Annotated in this window: 1 protein-coding gene and 1 pseudogene; one reads left to right on the top strand and one right to left on the bottom strand. The window is 34.6% G+C overall.

What is annotated here, in order from left to right:
• Positions 1-187 precede the first annotated feature (187 nt).
• A complete protein-coding gene (locus tag FFR48_RS27785; RefSeq protein ID WP_137669565.1) occupies positions 188-967 on the bottom strand; it encodes a phosphate ABC transporter ATP-binding protein in 780 nt (259 codons plus the stop codon).
• A gap of 296 nt (positions 968-1,263) precedes the next feature.
• On the opposite strand from FFR48_RS27785, the pseudogene FFR48_RS27780 reads away from it, so the two are divergent.
• A pseudogene (locus FFR48_RS27780) lies at positions 1,264-1,569 on the top strand (hypothetical protein); the annotation flags it as partial.

Below are 1,569 nucleotides of genomic sequence, written 5' to 3'. Positions count from 1 at the left end.
AAATCCCAAAAAATGCACACTTTTTCCGGTATACCCTTCAAAACCCTTGCACTAATTTCTGTGTTTATCAGCCTCTAACCTTTGATATATCAAGGTTTTAGGTTTATTCAGCAAACCCTAATTATGAATTATCAATTATGAATTATCAATTATGAATTATTTATCCCAGCTATGATGGAAACCAGGTTTAGTGGAAACGTCCAAAAACATGGTCTCGCAGGCGATAATCAAAGTTATGGGTGATAAGTTTCTTGGTAGGGGCAAATTCTAGCAACTGCCCAATATGATTTTTATTGTAGTAAAATAAAGCTGTGAAATCTGATAAACGAGAAACTTGTTGGATGTTGTGAGAGACAAATACAATTGTTAATTCAGAACGCAAACATTCGATAAGTTCCTCAATTTTTATCGTAGAAATGGGATCAAGTCCTGCACAAAGTTCATCCATAAGGAGGACTTGCGGTTTAACTGCTAAAGCACGGGCAATACACAACCTTTGTTGTTGTCCAAAGGATAATTCTAAAGCCGATTTATGAAGTTTATTTTTGAGTTCTTCCCAGAGTTCAGCAGCTTTTAGTGCTAACTCGACAATTTCATCTAATTCTGCTTTGGGATGCCATCCGATTAATTTTACTCCATAGGTTACATTATCATAAATGCTCATGGGAAAAAGATTTGGTTTACCATAAATTAAAGTAATTTGACGACGTAGGCGATTTAAGTTGACACGACGACCATAAATATTTTGACTAAAAAATTCAACGTTTCCTTCAACTTGTATTTCTCCTTCTAGTTCAATCATGCGATTGAGAGATTTCAAAAATGTGGACTTACCACAACCGCTAGGTCCCATAATCGCGGTAATTTTATTTTGGGGAATATCCATTGAGACATCTTCAATGATTTTTTGAATTCCGTAATAAAAGCTGAAATTTTTAACTCGGATGGCAGGAATTATTTTACTCATAGGAAATAGGAAATAGGAAATAGGAAATAGGAAATAGGAAATAGGAAATAGGGATTTATGTTGTGAATCAATCTAAAATCTAAAATCTAAAATCTAAAATCTAAAATCTAAAATCTAAAATCTAAAATCTAAAATCTAAAATTGAATGATTGAGAAACATAATAAATAGGTGTGCGTCAAATAAGCTGGTAATCTCACATCTGTTATGATTCTCAATCAGGTCAGGTGAGTAATGATAATCTTAGGCCATAATCAGGGTTACAGTCTAGGATGTTAACTGGGATGTTAGCAAGAAGATGCTGGTACAAGATATGACGGGTAAATTTTCTAGACTATTTTCAACAGGACAAGAAAAAAGTGAGTTGTTTATGGTAAGACGCTTGAGTTTTATAGTTACTACTATTATTGTCTGGCATCTGTGCAGTTTTGTCACACTGGCACAAAATAAAAAACCAGAACAAATGAGGTGGTTTCCTCCGAGTCCTTTGGAAATGACTACACCTGATCCTCTGGTAAGGAGTTCATGGAAAAAACAACCGTTAACTACTGACGAACTGCAACAGTTGAAAACTGCACTGGATGAGTTAAACCAAGAAGCGATA

Origin of the sequence: Sphaerospermopsis reniformis (assembly GCF_005402885.1) — a bacterium.
In the GTDB taxonomy this organism is placed as follows: domain Bacteria; phylum Cyanobacteriota; class Cyanobacteriia; order Cyanobacteriales; family Nostocaceae; genus Sphaerospermopsis; species Sphaerospermopsis kisseleviana.
The sequence above is the reverse complement of the archived record's forward strand: the minus strand, read 5'-3'. Positions and strand labels throughout refer to the sequence as shown.

Coding starts and splice junctions, on each gene's coding strand:
- FFR48_RS27785 (WP_137669565.1), bottom strand. CDS start 967: ATGAGTAAAATAATTCCTGCCATCCGAGTTAAAAATTTCAGCTTTTAT.